Origin of the sequence: Streptomyces luteolifulvus, assembly GCF_008806595.1 — a bacterium.
Lineage (GTDB): Bacteria > Actinomycetota > Actinomycetes > Streptomycetales > Streptomycetaceae > Streptomyces > Streptomyces luteolifulvus.
In genome coordinates this window covers 95,700-116,802 of the sequence record NZ_VZRB01000009.1, presented here as the reverse complement: position 1 = coordinate 116,802, position 21,103 = coordinate 95,700, and the positions used below count along the sequence as shown (strand labels likewise).

At 70.3% G+C, this 21,103-nt stretch carries 17 protein-coding genes; 12 read left to right on the top strand and 5 right to left on the bottom strand.

The features are described 5' to 3' along the window. Positions 1-14 precede the first annotated feature (14 nt). The gene (locus tag F7R91_RS15655; protein ID WP_150949099.1) at positions 15-410 is read left to right on the top strand and encodes a nuclear transport factor 2 family protein; all 396 of its coding nucleotides are present in this window, start codon (positions 15-17) and stop codon (positions 408-410) included. Between the two features lie 198 nt (positions 411-608). Here the strand turns inward: F7R91_RS15655 and rpsT are convergent, their stop codons facing one another. Next, entirely contained in the window at positions 609-875 is a 267-nt protein-coding gene (gene rpsT, locus F7R91_RS15650) for a 30S ribosomal protein S20 (RefSeq protein WP_015660447.1), read from the bottom strand. A 288-nt stretch (positions 876-1,163) separates the two neighbouring features. Between rpsT and lepA the strand changes: the two genes are divergently transcribed. Then, positions 1,164-3,032 (top strand): translation elongation factor 4, encoded by a 1,869-nt coding sequence (lepA, locus tag F7R91_RS15640; protein ID WP_150949096.1) that lies wholly within the window; start codon positions 1,164-1,166, stop codon positions 3,030-3,032. A gap of 201 nt (positions 3,033-3,233) precedes the next feature. Then, positions 3,234-5,108, top strand: a complete 1,875-nt coding sequence (locus tag F7R91_RS15635) for an AMP-dependent synthetase/ligase (RefSeq protein WP_150949093.1) — start codon at positions 3,234-3,236, stop codon at positions 5,106-5,108. A 91-nt stretch (positions 5,109-5,199) separates the two neighbouring features. On the opposite strand, the gene F7R91_RS15630 is transcribed toward F7R91_RS15635, so the two are convergent. Both F7R91_RS15630 and F7R91_RS15625 read right to left on the bottom strand, forming a co-directional pair. After that, positions 5,200-5,775: a response regulator gene (locus tag F7R91_RS15630; RefSeq protein WP_150949090.1), complete on the bottom strand. Its 576-nt coding sequence runs from the start codon at positions 5,773-5,775 to the stop codon at positions 5,200-5,202. A 12-nt stretch (positions 5,776-5,787) separates the two neighbouring features. Continuing rightward, positions 5,788-9,951 (bottom strand): HAMP domain-containing protein, encoded by a 4,164-nt coding sequence (locus F7R91_RS15625; protein ID WP_191971504.1) that lies wholly within the window; start codon positions 9,949-9,951, stop codon positions 5,788-5,790. A 102-nt stretch (positions 9,952-10,053) separates the two neighbouring features. Between F7R91_RS15625 and F7R91_RS15620 the strand changes: the two genes are divergently transcribed. From F7R91_RS15620 to F7R91_RS15610, 3 genes are all read left to right on the top strand, one after another. Next, positions 10,054-12,219, top strand: a complete 2,166-nt coding sequence (locus tag F7R91_RS15620) for a SpoIIE family protein phosphatase (RefSeq protein WP_225320663.1) — start codon at positions 10,054-10,056, stop codon at positions 12,217-12,219. A 70-nt stretch (positions 12,220-12,289) separates the two neighbouring features. Then, positions 12,290-13,522, top strand: a complete 1,233-nt coding sequence (hemW, locus tag F7R91_RS15615) for a radical SAM family heme chaperone HemW (RefSeq protein ID WP_150949087.1) — start codon at positions 12,290-12,292, stop codon at positions 13,520-13,522. A 104-nt stretch (positions 13,523-13,626) separates the two neighbouring features. Beyond that, entirely contained in the window at positions 13,627-14,217 is a 591-nt protein-coding gene (locus tag F7R91_RS15610) for a Uma2 family endonuclease (RefSeq protein WP_150949083.1), read from the top strand. Here the strand turns inward: F7R91_RS15610 and F7R91_RS15605 are convergent. Together F7R91_RS15605 and F7R91_RS15600 are read right to left on the bottom strand one after the other, a co-directional pair. Further along, complete coding sequence (locus F7R91_RS15605; RefSeq protein ID WP_150949080.1) at positions 14,195-15,004, bottom strand: DUF3097 domain-containing protein; 810 nt, start codon at positions 15,002-15,004, stop codon at positions 14,195-14,197. The genes F7R91_RS15610 and F7R91_RS15605 overlap by 23 nt on opposite strands. Positions 15,005-15,046: 42 nt before the next feature. Continuing rightward, positions 15,047-15,775 carry an MBL fold metallo-hydrolase gene (locus tag F7R91_RS15600; RefSeq protein WP_150949077.1) on the bottom strand — a complete coding sequence of 243 codons (729 nt, stop codon included), beginning with the start codon at positions 15,773-15,775 and terminating at the stop codon, positions 15,047-15,049. Positions 15,776-15,937: 162 nt separating this feature from the next. Here F7R91_RS15600 and hrcA point away from each other — a divergent pair, with 162 nt between their 5' ends. From hrcA to F7R91_RS15570, 6 genes are all read left to right on the top strand, one after another. Next, positions 15,938-16,954 carry a heat-inducible transcriptional repressor HrcA gene (gene hrcA, locus F7R91_RS15595; RefSeq protein WP_150949074.1) on the top strand — a complete coding sequence of 339 codons (1,017 nt, stop codon included), beginning with the start codon at positions 15,938-15,940 and terminating at the stop codon, positions 16,952-16,954. After that, positions 16,955-18,091, top strand: coding sequence for a molecular chaperone DnaJ (gene dnaJ, locus F7R91_RS15590; RefSeq protein ID WP_150949071.1), 1,137 nt, complete (start codon positions 16,955-16,957; stop codon positions 18,089-18,091). It abuts the gene before it with no gap. 102 nt (positions 18,092-18,193) lie between these two features. Next, the gene (locus F7R91_RS15585) at positions 18,194-19,279 is read left to right on the top strand and encodes a nitronate monooxygenase (RefSeq protein WP_150949068.1); all 1,086 of its coding nucleotides are present in this window, start codon (positions 18,194-18,196) and stop codon (positions 19,277-19,279) included. Further along, on the top strand, positions 19,276-20,025 hold the full coding sequence (locus F7R91_RS15580) for a 16S rRNA (uracil(1498)-N(3))-methyltransferase (RefSeq protein ID WP_150949065.1): 750 nt from the start codon (positions 19,276-19,278) through the stop codon (positions 20,023-20,025). Before F7R91_RS15585 ends, F7R91_RS15580 begins: the two co-directional genes overlap by 4 nt. 42 nt (positions 20,026-20,067) lie before the next feature. Continuing rightward, a complete protein-coding gene (locus F7R91_RS15575; protein ID WP_150949062.1) occupies positions 20,068-20,460 on the top strand; it encodes a VOC family protein in 393 nt (130 codons plus the stop codon). A 74-nt stretch (positions 20,461-20,534) separates the two neighbouring features. After that, positions 20,535-21,071, top strand: coding sequence for a hypothetical protein (locus F7R91_RS15570; RefSeq protein WP_150949058.1), 537 nt, complete (start codon positions 20,535-20,537; stop codon positions 21,069-21,071). Positions 21,072-21,103: the final 32 nt, after the last annotated feature.

Sequence of the window (21,103 nt, the reverse complement as noted above, 5' to 3'; positions counted from 1 at the left end):
AGGTGGCGGTCGGAATGGCTGAACACCCGCACGCAGCGGTCGTCCGCAAGGGCTACGAAGCCTTCTCACGGGGTGACATGGACGCCCTGCGGGGCTTGATGACGTCGGACGCCGCGCACCACGTCCCCGGCAGTCACCCGCTGGCGGGCGACTTCAAGGGACAGAACGCGATCATCGAGATGTACGGAAAGCTCTTCGAGGAGACGGGCGGCACGATGCAGGCCGACCTGCGCAACATCTTCGTCGACGGCCGGGGACACGCGGTCTCCGTGCACCACTTCACGGCCGACCGCAAGGGCAGGCACATCGACGAGATGGGCGGCATCGTCTTCCGGATCGTAGGGGACAAGGTGTCCGACCTCGACGAGTGCGTCGCGGACATCGACACGAGCAACGAGTTCTGGTCGTGATCCCCGCGTCCCACTGAGCACACCGAAGGCCCCGGTGACCGCCCTGGGGAAGGGCAGGCGCCGGGGCCTTCGTTTCAAGGTGCTGGATCCGCGCCCGCGTGGCGAACGCAGGCCGCGCGCGGATCCGGGGTGCCGGACGGGAGCGGATGAGAGAGGGCCCGCTCGATTCCCTCCGGCGGTCAGATCAAGGTGTGAGTGTCAGCCCTTGAGGGACGCGACCTTGGAGGCCAGCGCCGACTTCTTGTTGGCGGCCTGGTTCTTGTGGATGACGCCCTTCGAGACGGCCTTGTCGAGCTGACGCGCGGCAGCGCGCTGGTACTCGGTGGCCTTCTCGACGTCACCCGCGGCAGCGGCCTCACGGGCCTTGCGGATCGCGGTCTTCAGAGAGGACTTGACGGCCTTGTTGCGCAGCCGGGCCTTCTCGTTGGTCTTGATCCGCTTGATCTGGGACTTGATGTTCGCCACGAATGAGCCTCTACAGGTTCTGGCACGGGGCCGCACGGGTCCCGTACCGGTGATTTTCTTGGGGTGTGCCTCGCGCTGAGAGGGCATGAGACACAGCCACCCAGCGTACCAGCGGCGCTTCGGACGGCCCAAACCGGCCGCGGTCACCGGGCCGGCACCGGGCCGGCACCGGGCCGGCATCCGGCTTGTATCGGGGCACATCGGTCCCCGCCCTCCACGCGTGGGACCATGGAACCTACGTATCGATCCGACCCGAGGCATAAGGCGCCTCAAGAGACAGGACCCTGCGTGCCCGCGACCCCTAACAATGTGCCCGAGCCGAGCCGTACCGACCCGGCTCTGATCCGCAATTTCTGCATCATCGCGCACATCGACCACGGCAAGTCCACGCTCGCCGACCGGATGCTCCAGCTGACCGGTGTGGTCGAGCAGCGGCAGATGCGTGCTCAGTACCTCGACCGTATGGACATCGAGCGTGAGCGCGGTATCACGATCAAGTCCCAGGCCGTGCGGCTGCCCTGGGCCCCGACCCAGGATCCGGGCAACACGCACATCCTCAACATGATCGACACCCCGGGGCACGTCGACTTCACCTACGAGGTCTCGCGGTCGCTCGCCGCCTGCGAGGGGACCATCCTCCTCGTCGACGCCGCCCAGGGCATCGAGGCCCAGACCCTCGCCAACCTCTACCTGGCGATGGAGAACGACCTCACGATCATCCCCGTACTGAACAAGATCGACCTTCCGGCCGCGCAGCCCGAGAAGTTCGCCGAGGAGCTCGCGAACCTCGTCGGGTGCGACCCCGACGACGTGCTGCGGGTCTCCGCGAAGACCGGGGTCGGCGTCGACGCGCTGCTCGACAAGGTCGTCCGGGAGATCCCGGCGCCGGTCGGTGTCAAGGACGCGCCCGCCCGCGCGATGATCTTCGACTCCGTCTATGACTCCTACCGCGGCGTCGTGACGTACGTCCGTGTCGTGGACGGGCAGCTCAGCAAGCGTGAGCGGATCCGGATGATGTCCACCGGGGCGACGCACGAGCTGCTGGAGATCGGGACCAACTCGCCCGAGATGCTCGGTGCCGACGGGCTCGGCGTCGGCGAGGTGGGCTACCTCATCACCGGCGTGAAGGACGTCCGTCAGTCCAAGGTCGGCGACACCATCACCCAGCAGACCAAGGGGGCCACCGAGGCGCTCGGCGGCTACAAGGACCCCAAGCCCATGGTCTTCTCCGGGCTCTACCCGCTGGACGGATCCGACTACCCCGAGCTGCGCGACGCCCTCGACAAGCTCCAGCTCAACGACGCCGCGCTGGTCTACGAGCCGGAGACCTCCGCCGCCCTCGGCTTCGGTTTCCGCGTCGGCTTCCTCGGCCTGCTCCACCTCGATGTGATCCGTGAGCGGCTGGAGCGCGAGTTCGGGCTCGACCTCATCGCCACCGCGCCGAACGTGGTCTACCGCGTGGTCATGGAGGACGGCGGCGAGCACACCGTCACCAACCCGAGCGAGTTCCCCGAGGGGAAGATCGGCGAGGTGTACGAGCCGGTCGTGCGCGCCACCATCCTGGCGCCCAGCGAGTTCATCGGCTCGATCATGGAGCTGTGCCAGACCCGGCGCGGTGTCCTGCTCGGCATGGACTACCTGTCCGAGGACCGGGTGGAGATCCGCTACACCCTGCCGCTCGCCGAGATCGTCTTCGACTTCTTCGACCAGCTGAAGTCCAAGACCCGTGGCTACGCCTCCCTCGACTACGAGCCCACCGGCGAGCAGACCTCCAGCCTCGTCAAGGTGGACATCCTGCTGCACGGCGACAAGGTGGACGCGTTCTCGGCGATCACGCACAAGGACGCGGCGTACGCGTACGGTGTGCGGCTCGTCGCCAAGCTGCGCGAGCTCATCCCGCGGCAGGCCTTCGAGGTGCCCATCCAGGCCGCCATCGGCTCCCGGGTCATCGCCCGCGAGACCATCCGCGCCATCCGCAAGGACGTCCTCGCCAAGTGCTACGGCGGTGACATCTCCCGTAAGCGGAAGCTGCTGGAGAAGCAGAAGGAGGGCAAGAAGCGGATGAAGATGGTGGGCTCTGTGGAGGTTCCGCAGGAGGCCTTCATCGCCGTGCTGAGCAGTGATGACAGCGGGGGATCGGCCAAGGGGAAGAAATAACCCGCGCCATCCCGGTTTCTGGGGCCCGTTGCGCTTGCGTGCGACGGGCCCCGCGCATTTCCTCTGTAGAAAGTGACAGTCCACCGCCTCTTACGCAGTGGCCGGTCGCGCTCTAATCTGATCCCTGCTCGATAGTTACTCGCGAGTTAAACAACAGCCGCACTTGAGCCAGCCGCACCGTCGCGGGCCCCGGAGGATGTCGTGAGCGACACACAGACCTTGATCGAGAACCGTCCGCCGTCCGTGGCGGCCCTCTTCCTGGAGCGCGTCGCCGCCACACCGGACGCCGAGGCATACCGGCATCCCGTGCCTCCCGCCTCGGGTCAGGGAGCGGACGACTGGAAGTCGCTGAGCTGGGCCCAGGCCGCCGACCGGGTCTTCGCGATCGCGGCCGGGCTCATCGAGCTGGGTGTGCAGCCCGAGCAGCGGGTGGCCCTCGCCTCCTCGACCCGGATCGAGTGGATCCTCGCCGACCTCGGCATCATGTGTGCCGGAGCGGCGACGACCACGGTCTATCCGCAGACCAACGCCGAGGAATCCGCCTACATCCTCGCCGACTCCGACAGCCGGGTGCTGATCGCCGAGGACGCGGCCCAGCTCGCCAAGGCCCGGGAGAGGCGCGCCGAGCTGCCCGGTCTCACCCATGTGGTGGTCATCGATCCGGCCGGTGCCGAGACCGGCGACTGGGTGCTCACGCTCACCGAGCTGGAGCAGCGGGGTGCCGCGTACCTGGAGAAGAACCCGGACCTGATCAAGGAGCGGGTCGGTGCGATCACCAAGGACCAGCTCGCCACCCTCATCTACACCTCCGGCACCACCGGCCGCCCCAAGGGTGTGCGCCTGCCGCACGACAACTGGTCGTACATGGCGAAGGCGATCGCCTCGACCGGCCTGGTCGGCAGCGAGGACGTGCAGTACCTGTGGCTGCCGCTCGCGCACGTCTTCGGCAAGGTGCTCACCTCGGGGCAGATCGAGGTGGGGCATGTCACAGCCGTCGACGGTCGCGTCGACAAGATCATCGAGAATCTGCCGATCGTGCAGCCGACGTACATGGCGGCCGTCCCGCGCATCTTCGAGAAGGTCTACAACGGGGTCGCCGCGAAGGCCCGGGCCGGCGGCGGGGCCAAGTACAAGATCTTCCAGTGGGCCGCCGGAGTCGCCCGCGAGTACGCCAAGACCGCGCAGGACAACTTCCGGCGCACGGGCACGGCGTCCGTTCCCTTCGGCCTCGGAGCCAAGCACAAGGTCGCCGACGCGCTCGTCTACGCCAAGATCCGCGAGGCCTTCGGCGGCAATCTGCGCGCGTGTGTGTCGGGCAGTGCGGCGCTCGCGCCGGAGATCGGGTACTTCTTCTCGGGCGCGGGGATCCACATCCTGGAGGGGTACGGACTCACCGAGTCGTCCGCCGCTTCGTTCGTGAACCCCGGCGAGGCGTACCGGACCGGCACGGTCGGCAAGCCGCTGCCCGGCACGGAGGTGCGCATCGCGGACGACGGCGAGATCCTGCTGCGCGGCCCCGGCATCATGGAGGGCTACCACGGGCTGCCCGAGAAGACCGCCGAGGTCCTGGAGGCGGACGGCTGGCTCCACACCGGTGACATCGGCGAGCTCTCGCCCGACGGCTACCTGCGGATCACCGACCGCAAGAAGGACCTCATCAAGACGTCCGGAGGCAAGTACATCGCGCCCGCCGAGGTCGAGGGACAGTTCAAGGCGGTGTGCCCGTACGTCTCCAACATCCTGGTGCACGGGGCCGACCGGAACTTCTGCACGGCCCTCATCGCGCTCGACGAGCTGGCGCTCCTCGAGTGGGCGAAGGAGAACGGGCTGGGCGGCAAGCCGTACGCGGAGGTCGTGGCCGCGCCGGCGACCGTCACGATGGTCGAGGGGTATGTCTCGCAGCTCAACGAGGGGTTGCAGAAGTGGCAGACGATCAAGAAGTTCCGGCTGCTCCCGCGTGATCTCGACGTGGAGCACGGGGAGATCACGCCGAGTCTGAAGCTGAAGCGGCCGGTGGTCGAGCGGGAGTACAAGCACCTGATCGACGAGATGTACGCCGGGACGCGCGAGGCGTAGGGGGTGGCGGGGGGCTGTTCGGCGGCTGCGGCTCTGTGGTCGCTGGTCGCGCCCACGCGGCGGAGCCGCACATCGATGCAGCCCCCTCAGGTCAGTTGTCGCGTCGCCCGCTGACCAGTTGGCGTAGTTCCCGGACCTGGGCGCGCAGTGTCGGCAGGTCCGGGGGGTTCTCTCCGGTCAGTTGTTCCTCCAGCTTGGCCAGCCGCATGCTCACCTCGCCCTCGTCCGCCTGTTGCTGGGCCAGCAGGCGTTCCAGTTGCTGGTTCTTGCGGTGCAGGTCCAGGAACACGCTGACCTTGGCCCGCAGGACCCAGGGGTCGAAGGGCTTGGTCAGGTAGTCGGCTGCGCCGGTGGCGTAGCCGCGGAAGGCGTAGCCGGAGTCGTCCTCCGCGCCGGTCAGGAAGATGATCGGGACGTCCTTGGTCTGGTCGAGCCGCTTGATGTTGGCGGCGGTCTCGAAGCCGTCCATGCCCGGCATACGGACGTCGAGCAGCACGAGGGCGAACTGCTGCCGCAGCAGTGCCTTCATCGCCTCCTCGCCCGAACGTGCGCGTACGAGCGGCTCGTTGAGGGACCCCAGGACGGCCTCCAGCGCGATCAGGTTGTCCTCCATGTCGTCGACCAGGAGGATGCTGGCGCGCTCGTCGGTCGTTGCCTCAGCGCTCATGGTGGCTGTGCCTCATTCAGTCGTCGGCGGGACCGCCGCCTCCTTGGAGGTGCCCGGTCCCGTTTCCCCGTTGGGGTTCGCCTCCGTACCCTCCGTGCCCTCCTTCGCCTCCGGGTCGAGGAGGGCACAGACGACGGTGAGCAGCTGGTCCACGTCCACCGGCTTGGGCACGTAGTCGTTGGCGCCCCGCGCGATGGATTTCTCGCGGTCCCCGGGCATCGCCTTGGCCGTCAGCGCGACGATGGGCAGGCCCGTCCAGCGCGGCGTGCGGCGGATCGCGGAGATGGTCTCGTAGCCGTCCATCTCCGGCATCATGATGTCCATCAGGACGAGTTCGACGTCCGGGTTGCGCTCCAGGGTCTCGATGCCCTCGCGGCCGTTCTCCGCGTAGAGGACGGGCATGCCGACGCGGCCCAGGACATGGGTGAGTGCGAAGACGTTGCGGATGTCGTCGTCGACGATCAGCACCCGCCGGCCGGGCAGGACCTGCCCCGCGCGTCCCGACTTCCACGCCTCCAGCTTGGTGGGCGCGGGCCAGGAGTCGTCCGTGTCGTGCGGGGTCGGGAAGGGGCCGGCGGACAGTTCGTCCGGCACCGGCAGCGGGCGGTCCTCGGGGACCGGGCCGGTCGCCGCGTGGCCGGGGCTGACGACAGGGACGTACAGCGTGAAGGTGGACCCCCTGCCGGGCTCGCTCTCGGCGATGATGCGGCCGCCCAGCAGCCCGGCGATCTCCCGGCTGATGGACAGACCGAGGCCCGTCCCGCCGTACTTGCGGTTCGTGGTGCCGTCGGCCTGCTGGAACGCCTCGAAGATCACCGGGAGTTTTTCCGCGGCGATGCCGATGCCGGTGTCGGAGACCGCGAACGCGATCACCTCGTCGCTGTCGCGGACATAGCGGTGCTCGGGGTCCTTGGCCCGGGTGACCCGCAACTCGACCCGGCCCGTCGCGGTGAACTTGATTGCGTTGGAGAGCAGATTGCGCAGGATCTGCTGGAGGCGCTGCTCGTCCGAGTACATCTCGCGCGGTACGTCCTCGCCGACCGACACCTCGAAGGCGAGCCCCCGGTCGAGGGTGAGCGGGCGGAACGTGGCGTGGACATAGTCGAGCAGCTTGATGAGGGGGAGCCGCTTGGGGCGTACGTCCATCCGGCCGGCCTCGATCTTCGACAGGTCCAGGATGTCGTTGATCAGCTGGAGCAGGTCCGAGCCCGAGCGGTGGATCGTCGTCGCGAACTGCACCTCCTGGTCGGAGAGATGGCCGTCCGGATTGTCCGAGAGCAGCCGCGCCAGGATGAGCAGGGAGTTCAGCGGAGTGCGCAGCTCGTGCGACATGTTCGCCAGGAACTCCGACTTGTACTGGGAGCTGGTGGCCAGCAGGGCCGCCTTCTCCTCCAGTTCGGCGTTCGAGTGCTGCAACTCCGCCTGCTGCTTCTGGAGTTCGTCGGAACGCTCCTGGAGCTGCATCGCCAGGCGCTGGGACTCTCCCAGCAGGGACTCCGTACGGGAGTTGGCGATGATGGTGTTGATCGCGACGCCGATCGTGTTCACGAACTGGTCGAAGAACGCCAGGTGGACGTCCGAGAAGCGGGAGAAGGAGGCCAGCTCGATCACACCGAGGAGCTTGTCCTCGAAGAGGATCGGGATGATGACGACGCTGCTCGGGGCGGCCTCACCGAGCCCGCTGTTGATCTTGATGTAGTCCGGCGGTGCCTCCTCCACCAGGATCCGCTTCTTCTCCCGCGCGGCCTGGCGCACCAGCCCGTGGACCGGCATGCCCCCGGTGTCCACCGTCGCGCCCTGCGCCGAGCCGTACCCGGCGATGAACGCGAGCCCCTTCGCGGGGACAGTGGTGCGCAGGGCGGCGCCGTCCTCGTCCGGGTCGGCCAGGAAGAACGCGCCGTACTGGGCGTTCACCAGCGGGGTCAGCTCGCGCAGGATCAGGTCGGCGACCTCCATCAGATCGCGGTGACCCTGCATCAGGGCCGCGAGACGGGCCAGGTTGGACTCCAGCCAGTCCTTCGCGCGGGTGGTCTCGCGGAGGTTGGCCACCATCAGGTTGATGTTGTCCTTCAGCTCGGCGACCTCGCCCTGCGTCTCCACGGTGATCGAGCGGGACATGTCGCCCTGGGCCACCGCGGAGGCCACCTCGGCGATCGCGCGGACCTGGGTGGTCAGGTTCAGGGCGAGCTCGTTCACGTTCGTCGTCAGGCGCTTCCAGGTGCCGTACACGCCCTCCACCCGTGCCTGGCCGCCCAGTTGGCCTTCGCTGCCCACCTCGCGGGCCACGCGGGTGACCTCGGAGGAGAAGGAGGACAGCGTGTCGACCATCGTGTTGATGGTGGTCTTCAGCTCCAGGATCTCGCCGCGCGCGTCCACGTCGATCTTCTTCGACAGGTCGCCCTGCGCCACGGCCGTCGCCACCTGGGCGATGTTGCGGACCTGTGAAGTGAGGTTGTCCGCCATGTAGTTGACGTTGTCCGTCAGGTCCCGCCAGACGCCGGAGACGCCCAGCACCTGGGCACGGCCGCCGAGCCGGCCGTCGGTGCCGACCTCGCGGGCCACGCGCGTCACCTCGTCGGCGAAGGCGCGCAGCTGCTCCACCATCGTGTTGACGGTGTCCTTCAGTTCGAGGATCTCGCCGCGGGCGTCGACGGTGATCTTCTTCGACAGGTCGCCGTTGGCCACGGCGGTGGTGACCTGGGCGATGTTCCGCACCTGGGAGGTCAGGTTGAGCGCCATGAAGTTGACGTTGTCGGTGAGGTCCTTCCAGACGCCCGAGACGCCCCGCACCTGCGCCTGACCGCCGAGGTTGCCCTCGGTGCCGACCTCGCGGGCCACGCGGGTGACCTCGTCGGCGAAGGCGGAGAGCTGGTCCACCATCGTGTTGATCGTGGACTTCAGCTCCAGGATCTCGCCCTTGGCCTCCACCGTGATCTTCTTGCCGAGGTCGCCCTGGGCGACGGCGGTGGACACCAGGGCGATGTTCCGCACCTGGGAAGTCAGGTTGTCGGCCATGAAGTTGACGTTGTCCGTGAGGTCCTTCCAGACCCCGCTGACCCCGCGCACCTGGGCGCGCCCGCCGAGGTTGCCCTCGGTGCCGACCTCGCGGGCGACGCGGGTGACCTCGTCGGCGAAGGCGGAGAGCTGGTCCACCATCGTGTTGATGGTCGACTTCAGCTCCAGGATCTCGCCCTGCGCGTCGACGGTGATCTTCTGGCTCAGGTCGCCGTTGGCCACGGCCGTGGTGACCTGGGCGATATTGCGGACCTGCGAGGTCAGGTTCGAGGCCATGAAATTGACGTTGTCGGTCAGGTCCTTCCAGACCCCGCTGACGCCCCGCACCTGCGCACGGCCGCCCAACTGGCCCTCGGTGCCGACCTCGCGGGCCACGCGGGTGACCTCGTCGGCGAAGGCCGAGAGCTGGTCGACCATCGTGTTCACGGTCAGCTTCAGTTCGAGCAGCTCACCGGTCGCCTCGACGGTGACCGTGCGGGTCAGGTCGCCGCGGGCCACCGCCGTGGTCACCAGGGCGATGTCCCGCACCTGGGCCGTGAGCCGGGACGCCATCGTGTTGACCGCCTCGGTCACGTCCCGCCAACTGCCCGACAGACCCTGCACCTTGGCGCGTCCGCCGAGCCGCCCCTCCGTGCCGACCTCGCGCGCGACCCGGGTCACCTCGCCCGTGAACAGCGACAGCTGGTCCACCATCTTGTTCACGGCCCGGCCCAGGCGCCGCAGATCGCCGCGTAACTGCCGGCTGCCGTCATGCAGATCGACCCGCTGGGTCAGATCGCCGCCGGCCACCGCGTCGAGCACCCGCGTCGCGTTCGCCGCCGGCGCCACCAGCGCGTCGAGCAACTGGTTCACGTCGTTGACCCGGGAGGTCCAGCCGCCCTGCCCCGGGCTCGCCGAGAGCCGTTCGTCGAGCCGGCCGTGCCGCACCAGCTCCCGTTTGACGCGCTGCACCTCCGAGTTGAAGTGCACGCTCCGGTCCATGATCTGGTTGAAGATCGCGGCGAGCTCGGCCACGAGCCCGTGGCTCGTTTCCGGCACCTTCGTGAAGTCGCCGTCGCGGGCGGCGGTCATGGCGGCGAGCAGGGGGCGCAGATCGGATGCTCGAATCTGACCGTCTTTCTGTTCGTCTTCGACCACATGCGTAGCACTGTTCTCACTCATGGCGGCCCACTTCGGTAACTCGGCGCTTATGGGCGTGCCCAGTCTGTCACTCTGTGGGCATCGACTGAGGCGTATTCGTCCGAACCGCTCGGGGAGCTGTCCATGGGGGCCATTCCGGTGCAACGGGAGATCGTTTCCCGTGCCTCTGATGTGCCTGAGCGCGACGACGCGCGTGCCTGTGACGTGCCCGCTTATGGCGATGCGTCGGGTTATGGCGAGGCGTTGGGGCGCGACGAGGTGTCCGCGTACGACGAGGCTCCCCCGTACGACGCGCCTGCATGCGAGGGAGCGCCCGCCCACGACGGTCCGTCCCCGTACGACGACCCGTCCCCGTACGACGCCCCGCCCGCGCCCGCCGATGTGCCCGCGCCCACCACCACGCCCCCACCGGCCGAAATCCATTCCACCCTCCCCGGCAGCCCGCTCGCGCCCGGGTCCGCCCGCGCCCTCGTGCGCGCCGCGCTCGCCCAGTGGGCCGAACGCCATCTGCCCGGCACCGAACACCTCACCGACCGCCTCACCGACGACGCCGTGGTGGCCGTCAGCGAGCTCGTCACCAACGCCGTCGTGCACGCGGGCACCGAGGTCGACCTCTTCTGCCGGCTGGAGGCGCGGACCGGCGCCCTCGTCATCGAGGTCGGCGACCACCACCCCTCCCGCGCACCGCGCGGCGCCGAGGCCGAAGCGCCCTACGAGACACCGGAGTACGGGCGCGGACTGCGGCTCGTCGCCGCGCTCGCCGAGTCCTGGGGCATCACCTACCGCACGGGCTCCAAGACCGTGTGGGCGCGGCTGCCCGCCCGGGGCACGGCGGCGGGCGACGCTATCGCGGCGTACACCGGGGAGCGCGCGCTGGAGCGCGGGCTGCACGTCGCCGGAGTCCTCGCCCCCGAGCCGCGCCGGGCCGAACGGGACCGGGAGTGGCTCGACCGCGGCGCCCTGTCCTTCCTCGCCGAAGCCTCCGACCTGCTCGCCGGGCAGCTCGACGAGAACCTGGTCGCAGCGCTCGCCGGACAGCTGATCGTGCCGCGCCTCGCCGACTGGTGCGCGGTGTGGCTGGAGGACGAGGTCATGGGGCGTTGGGGCTCGCCCCGCTCCGGCGAGGCCGACAACGGCGGAGGCTGGGGCGACGGCGGCGGGTTCGCCCCCGGGCCCCGGCTCGCCCGGGTCTGGCACTGCAGCGAGAACCGCATCGAGGAGCTGCGCCGGGTCCTGGAGAAGGACCCGCCGTGCCCGCCCGACGGACTGCGCTCCGGGCCGGTCCCCTTCCCCTGGCCCCGCGAGGCCCTCGGCCCGCTCGGCACGGAGGGCTCCGCCCTCGCCTACCGGCTCGTCGCCGGCGGCCGCCCGCTGGGCACCCTCGTCATCGGACGGGCCGGGCAACTGCGGTTTCCCGACGAGATCACCGGGCTCGTCGAGGACCTCGGACGCCGGGTGGCGCTGGCCATCGGCGCGGCCCGCCAGTACGCCCGGCAGGCCACCATCAGCGCCGTACTCCAGCGCGGGCTGCTGCCCGGGGCGGTCGCCGAGATACCGGGCGTGCGCAGCGCTCTGGTCTACGAGCCCTGCGACAAGGGCGGGCCCAGCGGCGATTTCTACGACCTGTTCCCGGGCGGCGACGGCCGCTGGTGCTTCGCGCTCGGCGACGTCCAGGGCAAGGGCCCCGAGGCCGCGGTCGTCATCGGCCTCGCCCGGCCCTGGCTGCGGCTGCTCGCCCGGGAGGACTATCGCGTCGCCGACGTCCTCGACCGCCTCAACCAGCTGCTCCTCGACGACGCGACGGAAGCCGCGGACGCCGCAGCCCGCGCGCTGGTGGCCGCGGGCGGGCGGCCGGTCGGGCCCGGCGACGGTCCGCAGAACCGCTTCCTCTCCCTCCTCTACGGCGAGCTGGCCCCGTTCGACGGCGGCGTGCGCTGCACCATCGCCTCCGCCGGACACCCGCTGCCGCTGGTGCTCGGCGCGGGCGGCGAGGTCTGTACGGTCGCGCGTCCGCAGACCCTGCTCGGAGTCGTCGAGGACGAGACGTACACCAGCGAGACCTTCGAGCTGCGGCCGGGCGACAGTCTTCTGTGCGTGACCGACGGGGTGACGGAGCGGCGCTCCGGCTCACGCCAGTTCGACGACGAGGACGGCCTCGCGCAGGCGCTCGCCGGATGCGCGGGGCTGAGCGCCCAGCTGATAGCGGAACGTATCCGGAGACTGGTGCACGAGTTCGGCGGGCGGCCGCCGGAGGACGATCTGGCGCTGATCGTGCTCCAGGCCGAGTAGGCGCAGTTCAGGAGCCGGGGCCGGCGCCGGGTTTTCGGGGGCTTCCCGCGGGTGCTGGACAATGGATGGCATGCCTTCCGCACTCCCCGACGGCGAGCCCGTCCCCGACGACGGCGCGCTCCCCGCGCACGCGCTCGCCGGGGCGGCCGAGCGCCCCCTCGGGTTCTATCTCCACGTCCCCTACTGCGCGACCCGCTGCGGCTACTGCGACTTCAACACGTACACGGCGACCGAGCTGCGCGGCACGGGCGGCGTCCTCGCCTCCCGCGACAACTACGCGGACACGCTGATCGACGAGATCCGGCTGGCCCGCAAGGTGCTCGGCGACGACCCCCGCGAGGTCCGCACGGTCTTCGTGGGCGGCGGTACGCCGACGCTGCTGGGCGCCGGTGATCTCGTACGGATGCTGGGGGCGATCCGGGACGAGTTCGGGCTGGCGGCGGACGCGGAGGTGACGACGGAGGCGAACCCGGAGTCGGTGGACCCGGCCTACCTGGCCACGCTCCGGCAGGGCGGCTTCAACCGCATCTCCTTCGGTATGCAGAGCGCGAAGCAGCATGTGCTGCGCGTGCTCGACCGCACCCACACACCGGGCCGCCCCGAGGCCTGCGTGGCGGAGGCCCGGGCGGCGGGCTTCGAGCATGTGAACCTGGATCTGATCTATGGCACCCCGGGGGAATCGGACGACGATTGGCGGGCGTCGCTGGAGGCGGCGATCGGAGCCGGACCCGACCATGTCTCGGCGTACGCGCTGATCGTCGAGGAGGGCACCCGGCTCGCCCGCCGGATCCGCCGCGGCGAGGTCCCGATGACGGACGACGACGTCCACGCGGACCGCTACCTGATCGCCGACGAGACGCTGTCGGCGGCGGGCTACGACTGGTACGAGGTCTCGAACTGGGCGACCTCCGAGGCCGGCCGCTGCCTGCACAACGAGCTGTACTGGCGGGGCGCGGACTGGTGGGGCGCGGGGCCGGGGGCGCACTCGCACGTGGGCGGGGTGCGGTGGTGGAACGTGAAGCACCCGGGGGCCTATGCGGCGGCACTGGCGGCGGGGCGGACGCCGGGCGCGGGCCGGGAGCTCCTGACGGAGGAGGACCGGAGGGTGGAGCGGATCCTGCTGGAGCTGCGGCTGCGGGAGGGGGCGCCGCTGTCGCTGCTGCGGGAGGAGGGGCTGGCGGCTTCGCGCCGGGCGCTCGGGGATGGGCTGCTTCAGGAAGGGCCGTACGAGGCGGGGCGTGCGGTGCTGACGCTGCGGGGGCGGTTGCTGGCGGATGCGGTGGTCAGGGATCTTGTGGACTGATCACTCCGGCGGGTGAATCGGTGCGGAACGCCGGTTCGCTCCCTAACCTGGTTCGTAGGCTGCCGCCGTAATTGCACGGTGGCGGAAACCGGAGGGCTGCGGAGATGACCGCTGTGGACGACCGACCGATGACCACCGGCATCGTGAAGATCTTCGAGGACCTTGAGGTCCCCGAGGGCGTCAAGGCCGAGCTGCTCCGTGGGGTAATCGTGATGACGGCCAGCCCTGACATCGTGCACAACATGATCGTCGCCGATGTACAGGACCAGATCCCGCGATCGCGCTGGTCTCGCCTTCAAACTCAGGACGTCGACATCCTGAATGAGGCGAGTGAACCGGTGCCGGACCTGGTGGTCGTAGCGCGAGACCTGCTGCCTGACTCGGGCCGTCTGCTGCCGTCCCAGCTGGTCACCATGGTTGTCGAAGGTGTCTCCAAGTCCAGCGCTTACCAGGACTACGTGGTCAAGAGGTCGATCTACGCGGCGGGCAGGATTCCCGTGTATCTCATTCTCGACCCGATCATGGCGCAGTGCGTCCTGTTGACCAGGCCCGAAGGCGAGGGCGAGGACGCCGACTACCTGACGCAGCAGATCACCAAGTTCGGTGACCCGGTGTCGCTTGAGATGCTGGGGGTCGAGCTGGACACGAGCGACTTCGGCACGCTTCCCGACGTCAGGCCTCACCGCTACCCGTAACGAAGTCGATCAGCTCCTCCACCCTCCCCAGCAACTCCGGCTGCAAGTCCTTGTAGGACCGCACCCGCCCCAGAATCCCCTGCCATGCCGCCCCCGTGTTCCCCGGCCAGCCCAGCGCCCGGCACACCCCCGTCTTCCAATCCTGACCGTGCGGGACCCTGGGCCACGCCTCGATGCCCAGCGAGACCGGCTTCACCGCCTCCCAGATGTCGATGTACGGGTGCCCGACGACCAGGGCGTGTTCGCTCGTCACCGACTCCGCGATCCGCCACTCCTTCGTGCCCGGGACGAGGTGGTCCACCAGGACACCCAGCCGCGCGTCCGGCCCCGGTGCGAAGTCCGCCACGATCGACGGGAGGTCGTCCACGCCCTCCAGGTACTCCACGACCACGCCCTCGATGCGCAGGTCGTCGCCCCACACCTTCTCGACCAGTTCGGCGTCGTGCCGGCCCTCGACGTAGATGCGCCCGGCGCGGGCCACGCGTGCGCGTGCGCCGGGGACGGCGACCGAACCGGATGCCGTACGGGTGGGACGTACCGGAGCCGCGGACGGCCGGACCAACGTCACCACACGGCCCTCCAGGAGGAACCCGCGTGGCTCCAGCGGGAACACCCTGTGCTTGCCGAAGCGGTCCTCCAGAGTCACCGTGCCCGCCTCGCAGCGGATCACCGCACCGCAGAACCCCGTCCCCGGCTCCTCCACCACCAGACCCGGCTGCGCCGGTACCTCCGGCACGGGCTCGGGCTTCTTCCACGGCGGGGTCAGGTCCGGCGAGTACGGGCGCATTCGGATGACGATAGGAGAACCCCCGCCGTCACGTCGTACGGATCACCGCGACACGCCGAAGCGCGCCGCCAGCTCGTCGCGCTGCGCCCGTACGAACGCCGCGTCCACCACCGCTCCGTGACCGGGCACGTACAGCGCGTCCTCGCCGCCCAGGTCCAGCAGACGGTCGAGAGCGGCCGGCCAGTGGGACGGCACGGCGTCGGGGCCCGCCTGCGGTTCGCCCGACTCCTCGACCAGGTCGCCGCAGAAGACGACCTCCGGGGAGCCGGGGACCAGGACCACCAGATCGTGGGCCGTGTGGCCGGGGCCCACGTTGGCCAGCAGGACCTGCCGCCCCCCGCCCAGGTCGAGGGTCCACTCGCCGCTGACGTGATGCCGGGGCGGAGTCAGCGCGTCGATCGCCTCGGCCGCCACCGCGGCGTCCAGCCCGTTGCGCACCGCGTCCGTGCGCAGCTCCTCGCGGCCACCGTGGGCGAACACCATGTCGATGCCCACCGCGCCGAACACTTCCGTGCCCGCGAACGCCGTCGCGCCGAGGACGTGGTCGAAGTGGGGGTGCGTGAGCGCGAGATGGGTCACACGGTGGTCGGCGAGCTCCTCGGCCTGCGCCCGCAGCCGCGCGCCCTCCGCGAGGCTCGACCCGGCGTCGATCATCAGTGCCGAGCCCCCGCCGACGACCAGTCCCGCCGTGCAGTCCCAGCCCGGCAGCCGGCACCGTCCGACCCCGGCCGCGATCCGCTCCCACCCCAGCTCTTCCCAAGTCACCGTCATACGGCGACGCTAGCGTTGACCGCCGGTCCGGGCACGACCTCGCAGGACGGGCCTTGCCCGGTGCGTACCCCCCGGCCGTACACTGGGCCGGGGAACTCTGGCACTCGGACGGACAGAGTGCCAGGCAAGGCGCCAAGGGGACGACTTCTGGAGGTGTGCGCGATGCTGAGTGAACGCAGGCTTCAGGTGCTGCGCGCCATCGTCCAGGACTACGTCGGCACCGAGGAGCCGGTGGGCTCCAAGGCGCTCACCGAGCGGCACAGCCTCGGCGTCTCCCCGGCCACCGTCCGCAACGACATGGCCGCCCTGGAGGACGAGGGGTACATCGCCCAGCCGCACACCAGCGCCGGGCGCATCCCCACCGACAAGGGCTACCGGCTGTTCGTCGACAAGCTCGCGGGCGTCAAGCCGATGACCGCGCCCGAGCGGCGCGCCATCCAGAACTTCCTCGACGGCGCCGTCGACCTCGACGACGTCGTGGCCCGGACCGTACGGCTGCTCGCCCAGCTCACCCGGCAGGTAGCCGTCGTGCAGTACCCGTCGCTGACCCGCTCGACCGTGCGGCACGTGGAGCTCCTCTCGCTCGCCCCCGCGCGCGTGATGCTCGTGCTGATCACGGACACGGGCCGGGTCGAGCAGCGGATGGTCGACTGCCCGGCGCCCTTCGGCGAGGCCTCGCTCGCGGATCTGCGGGCGCGGCTGAACAGCAGAGTCGCCGGCCGCCGGTTCACGGACGTCCCCAGGCTGGTGGAGGACCTCCCGGAGGGCTTCGACGTCGAGGACCGAGGTACCGTCGCGACGGTGCTCTCCACCCTCCTGGAGACACTCGTCGAGGAGAACGAGGAGCGGCTGATGATCGGCGGCACCGCCAATCTGACGCGCTTCGGACATGACTTTCCCCTCACGATCCGGCCCGTCCTCGAGGCGCTGGAGGAGCAGGTCGTGCTTCTCAAGTTGCTTGGCGAGGCGGGAGATTCGGGCGTGACCGTGCGGATCGGGCACGAGAACGCCTATGAGGGACTCAACTCCACGTCCGTGGTCTCGGTCGGCTACGGTTCGGGCGGCGAAACTGTCGCCAAGCTCGGCGTGGTCGGACCGACCCGCATGGATTACCCGGGAACGATGGGAGCGGTACGCGCAGTGGCACGGTACGTCGGACAGATCCTGGCGGAGTCGTAGGTGGCCACGGACTACTACGCCGTTCTCGGCGTGCGCCGCGACGCGTCGCAGGAAGAGATCAAGAAGGCCTTCCGGCGGCTCGCCCGCGAGCTGCACCCGGACGTCAACCCTGATCCGAAGACCCAGGAGCGGTTCAAGGAGATCAACGCCGCCTACGAGGTGCTGTCGGACCCGCAGAAGAAGCAGGTCTACGACCTCGGCGGCGACCCGCTCTCCCAGGCGGGCGGCGCGGGCGCGGGCGGCTTCGGCGCCGGCGGCTTCGGGAACTTCTCGGACATCATGGACGCGTTCTTCGGTACGGCGTCCCAGCGGGGCCCGCGCTCACGCACGCGGCGCGGCCAGGACGCGATGATCCGGCTGGAGATCGAACTCGACGAGGCGGCCTTCGGCACGACGAAGGACATCCAGGTCGACACGGCGATCGTCTGCACCACCTGCAACGGCGAGGGGGCCGCGCCGGGCACCTCCGCCCAGACATGTGACATGTGCCGTGGGCGCGGTGAGGTGTCGCAGGTCACGCGGTCCTTCCTGGGCCAGGTCATGACCTCGCGCCCCTGCCCGCAGTGCCAGGGCTTCGGCACCGTGGTCCCGTCCCCCTGCCCGGAGTGCGCGGGCGACGGCCGGGTGCGGTCGCGCCGCACCCTCACGGTCAAGATCCCGGCCGGTGTCGACAACGGCACCCGCATCCAGCTTGCGGGCGAGGGCGAGGTCGGGCCCGGCGGTGGTCCCGCCGGTGACCTCTACGTCGAGATCCACGAGCTGCCGCACCAGGTCTTCCAGCGGCGCGGCGACGATCTGCACTGCACGGTCACCATCCCGATGACCGCGGCGGCCCTCGGCACCAAGGTGCCGCTGGAGACCCTCGACGGCCTGGAGGAGGTCGACATCCGTCCGGGCACGCAGTCCGGCCAGTCGATCCCGCTGCACGGCCGTGGTGTCACGCATCTGCGGGGCGGCGGACGCGGTGATCTGATCGTCCATGTCGAGGTCACGACCCCGACGAAGCTGGATCCGGAGCAGGAGCACCTGCTCCGGGAGCTGGCCAAGCTGCGGGGTGAGGAGCGGCCGCAGGGGCAGTTCCAGCCGGGGCAGCAAGGACTGTTCTCCCGTCTGAAGGACGCTTTCAACGGTCGGTGACGCACAGGGCGCCCGGTGCTGCAGCGGGCCTTGCCGGGGGCTGCCGCCCCCGGACCCCCTGGCCGATTCGGACTTGTTCGGTGGACGTGACAACATGCCGTCATGTCCTCCGCTCTGACCGATCTCTGTCGCCTTCCGATCGTGCAGGCCCCCATGGCGGGCGGCGTTTCCGTGCCGCAGCTCGCCGCTGCCGTGTCCGAGGCCGGCGGGCTCGGGTTCCTCGCCGCCGGGTACAAGACCGCCGACGGCATGTACCAGGAGATCAAGCAGCTGCGCGGGCTGACCGGCCGGCCCTTCGGCGTGAACCTGTTCATGCCGCAGCCCGAGCATGCGGACCCGGCCGCCGTCGACGTCTACGCCCATCAGCTGTCCGGCGAGGCCGCCTGGTACGAGACCGAACTCGGCGACCCCGACAGCGGCCGCGACGACGGCTACGACGCCAAGCTCGCGGTGCTGCTCGACAACCCCGTGCCGGCGGTGTCCTTCCACTTCGGCGTCCCCGGCCGCGACGCCCTGGACAGCCTCCGCCGTGCCGGGACCTTCACCCTGGTCACCGCGACCACCGCCGAGGAGGCCGCCGCCGTGCAGCGGGCGGGCGCCGACGCGGTGATCGCGCAGGGCGTGGAGGCGGGCGGCCATCAGGGCACCCACCGCGACATCCCGGAGACGGACGGCTGCGGCATCGGACTGCTGTCGCTGATCGCCCAGGTCCGCGAGACCGTGGACCTCCCGGTCGTCGCCGCCGGCGGCATCATGCGCGGCAGTCAGATCGCCGCCGCGCTCGCCGCGGGCGCGAACGCCGCCCAGCTCGGTACGGCGTTCCTCGCCACGCCCGAGTCCGGCGCGAACGCCGTGCACAAGCAGGCCCTGACCAACCCGCTGTTCGGCCGTACGGAGCTGACCCGCGCCTTCTCCGGACGCCCAGCCCGCGGCCTGGTCAACCGCTTCATGCGTGAGCACGGCCCCTACGCGCCCGCCGCCTATCCGGAGGTCCACCACCTCACCTCGCCGCTGCGCAAGGCTGCCGCCAAGGCGGGCGACGCCCAGGGCATGGCGCTGTGGGCGGGACAGGGCCACCGTATGGCCCGCGCGCTGCCCGCGGGGCAGCTGGTGGCGACGCTGGCCGCCGAACTCGACGCCGCGCGGACAGCGTTGTCGGCGTTCCCGGAGGGGGGCGAGAGGGGATGACCGCTCCGGTGTTCGTGGTCGAGCACGTCCGCGCGGATTCCGGCGGACAGTACGTCCTCGACGGCCCCGAGGGCCGGCACGCCGTCTCGGTGAAGCGGCTGCGGCCCGGGGAGGCCGTCGTCCTCACGGACGGCGCCGGACGGTGGGCCGAGTGCGAGGTGGTCGCCGCCGAGGGCAAGGACCGGCTGGTCGTCCGGATGAGCGAGGTGTCCGAGGAACCCGAGGCGCAGCCCCGTATCACGGTCGTCCAGGCCCTGCCCAAGGGTGACCGCGGTGAGCTGGCCGTCGAGACCATGACGGAGACCGGCGTCGACGCGATCGTGCCGTGGGCGGCCGCCCGCTGCATCACCCAGTGGCGGGGCGAGCGCGGGCTGAAGGCGCTCGCCAAGTGGCGCGCCACCGCCCGCGAGGCCGGCAAGCAGTCCCGCCGGGTGCGCTTTCCCGAGGTCGCGGACGCGGCGACGAGCAGGCAGGTTGCCGCACTTCTCGCCAAAGCCGACTTCGCCGCCGTACTGCACGAGGACCGGGAGTACGGGAGCGAGCCGCTCGCGACGGCCGAACTGCCGTCCTCGGGTGAGATCGTGCTGGTGGTGGGGCCCGAAGGCGGTGTCTCCCCCGAGGAGTTGGAGCTCTTCGGGCAGGCCGGCGCCGGGGCGTACCGGCTCGGTCCCACCGTGCTGCGCACGTCGACGGCCGGCACGGCGGCGACGGCCCTGCTGCTCGGCCGTACCGGCCGCTGGTCCTGAACGCCGGTCCCGGACGCGGGTCCTGAACACTGGGGGTGCACCGTGGAGCTCGCACAGGTACGTCTGCTCGTCACCGACTTCTCCGCCAGCTACCGCTTCTACTCCGAAGTCCTCGGTCTCAAGCCCCAGTCGGGGGCGAAGGACGGCCCGTACGAGAAGTTCAGTCCCGCCACCGGATCGGCGGGCATCGCCCTGCAGGACCGCGCGATGATGGCGGGGGTGCTGGGCGAACTGGGGGCCGAGGCCAGAGGGCACCGCTCCCTGGTGGTGCTGCGCGTCGACGACCTGGACGCCTACTGCGCGGGCATCACCTCCCGAGGCGCCACCCTGCTGCACGGCCCGGCCCCCATGACGGACCGTCTGCGTGTCGCCCACCTCAAGGACCCGGAGGGCAATCTGGTGGAGCTTCAGGAGTGGCTGCTGCTGCGCGGCTGACGGCGGGCGCACGCGGGCGCGGGTGGCCGTATGCGCCCTTCCGCCGCGGGCGGGTCAGTGGCAGGCTGCCTTCCATGGGGGCGATGAGGCGGATCGGGCGCCGGCCGCGCGGACGGCGGGTGGCGGGCGTGGCCGTGCTCGCGGCGATCGCCGTGGGCGGAGCGGTCGCCTGTGATCCGAACGGGCTGAGTTCCGCGAGCGTGGCGTTCACCACCGACCAGACGGCGACGAAGAAGCTGGAGCGGGAGGGGCTGAGCGTCCGCTGGCTGACCTGCACGGCCTCGTTCGACTCGAACGGGTCGTCGGCGCCCTCGGCGACCGAGAACACCGTCGCCAAGGTCGACTGCCAGGGCAAGACCGACGACGGCAAGGACATCTCCGTCACCGGCAAGGTCACCCGCGCGGTCAACGGCGCGTGCGTGCGCGGTGATCTGACCGCCAAGGTCGGCGGCGACGTCGTGTTCCATGTGAACGGGCTCGGCAACTGCGACGCCAGGAACACCCCGCCCGTCAACAACCCCGGGCAGCCCGGGCCCACCGTCACGGTCACCGTCACCAAGACCATCTGGTGCCAGGGCGATCCGCAGTGCTGGCCGGTCGAGGGCAAGTGATCGGTTTCCCTGTGCGCGGACGCGGCGGCTGC